Below are 1,610 nucleotides of genomic sequence, written 5' to 3' on the forward strand. Positions count from 1 at the left end.
GTGCTTTCATCGAACAGTTGGCGTCGGTGGAGGCAGTGGAACATCTGCCCGAGCATGCGGTTGAAGAGGTTGCGCTGGGCGGCCGCGTGCCAGTCCCCGTGCTCGTCGCGACGGCGGCGGTAGTGGGCCATGGCTCCGGGCGAGGCTCGCAGGGAGGAGAAGGCCCAGAGGTAGCCGGCGTGGTTGAGGCGGTCGTTCTTGACCCAGCGGCGGGTGATGCTGGACTTCTTGCCGGAGGCCCGGGTGATGGGCGAGGCGCCGGCGTATGCCTTCAGGCCGCGGGCGTCGGCGAAACGGCCGCGGTCGTCCCCGATCTCAGCGAGCACCCGGGCGCCGAGCTGGACGCCGAGGCCGGGAAAACTGAGGATAATCTCAGCGTCCGGATGCCGAGGGAAAGCTTCCTCCACGGCTTTGGCGAGGTCGTCGGTAGCTGTGCAGGCGGCCTGGAGCTGGACCAGCAGGGCGAGCATCTGCTTGCCGAGCGCGTCCTCGACGAGGGCAGGTTGGTGGGTGTAGTCCTCGCGGAAGACCTCACGGAGGCGTTCGGACTCGACTTCGATGCCGCGTTGGCGGCCAGCCCGCTTGAGGGCGGCTTGGAGCTGGGCGCGAGTCAGCCGCGCAGCTCGCGTGGGAGTTGGAGCCAACTTGAGGACTTCGTGGGCTTCTGAGCGGCAGAGACCGTTCTTCCAGGACTCGAACGCCGCCAGGGCGGCTGGGTAGTACTCGCGCAGCAAGGAGCGGAGCTGGTTGGAAATCTGCTGGCGGTTCCAGGTGGAGTCCTGCTGGGCGCGGGCGAGGACAGCGATGGCGCGGGCCAGGTCGCTGTCATCGGGCAACACCCGGTGGGCGTGCATGTCGGTGCGCAGGATGTTCGCGAGCACCAGGGCGTCGCCCGGGTCGGACTTCTTGCGGGAGACGCTGTGCCGGTCGCGGTAGCGGGCGGCGGCCATCGGGTTGATCGCGAAGACCTTCCGCTTGCCCTGGCGCAGCACGGCGACCAGCAGACCCCTGGAGGTCTCGATCGCCACCGGGATCGGGTGTTCCTCAGTGTCGCCGTACTCCGCGAGCAGCTCCAACAAGACCTTGTAGCCGGCCGCATCATCCGTGATTTGGCATTTGGCCAGCAGCTGGCCCGAGTCGTCGACCAAGGCGACGTCGTGCGTCCTCTCGGCCCAGTCGATTCCGCAGTAGATCAAGGCATCCTCCCCATGGCGTGGGTGTTTGCGCTGGTCACGAGCGCATGCGGGCCACGCAGCGACCTAATTCCAGGACTCGGCGACAAGGCCGGTCCGCCACCTCACTAGCCGTTCGTGGCACCAGCGCGTCACACGGGCCTCGATCTCGACGGGAGCTCGCAAAGCTCGGGCATATCGAGAGGTCACCATGCATCGGGCTCGCACCACCAACGTCAACGAGCAAGCAAGGCCTGGGGTGGCGGCGGTCACGCGGGCGCAAACGCTTCGCTCTTCGCTCAAGGCTTCTCAAGCCAGGCTTCGTGTAGGAATCCGTCCGACGCCCACGCGACCACCACCACGAGCACGGGGAATGCACGCCGCTCTATGCGGAGGTCTCAACGAACCCGGTTCGCCGGAGGCGTCGCAGCACCGTAC

Annotated in this window: 1 protein-coding gene; it reads right to left on the bottom strand. The window is 67.3% G+C overall.

Annotated features, from left to right (window positions below; translation table 11 throughout):
* Positions 1–1,196, bottom strand: a 1,196-nt coding sequence (locus tag IE206_RS42170) for an IS110 family RNA-guided transposase (protein WP_189972070.1), incomplete at its 3' end; no start/stop codon positions are given.
* Positions 1,197–1,610 lie beyond the last annotated feature (414 nt).

Source organism: Streptomyces violascens (assembly GCF_014649955.1).
Classification (GTDB): Bacteria; Actinomycetota; Actinomycetes; order Streptomycetales; family Streptomycetaceae; genus Streptomyces; species Streptomyces violascens.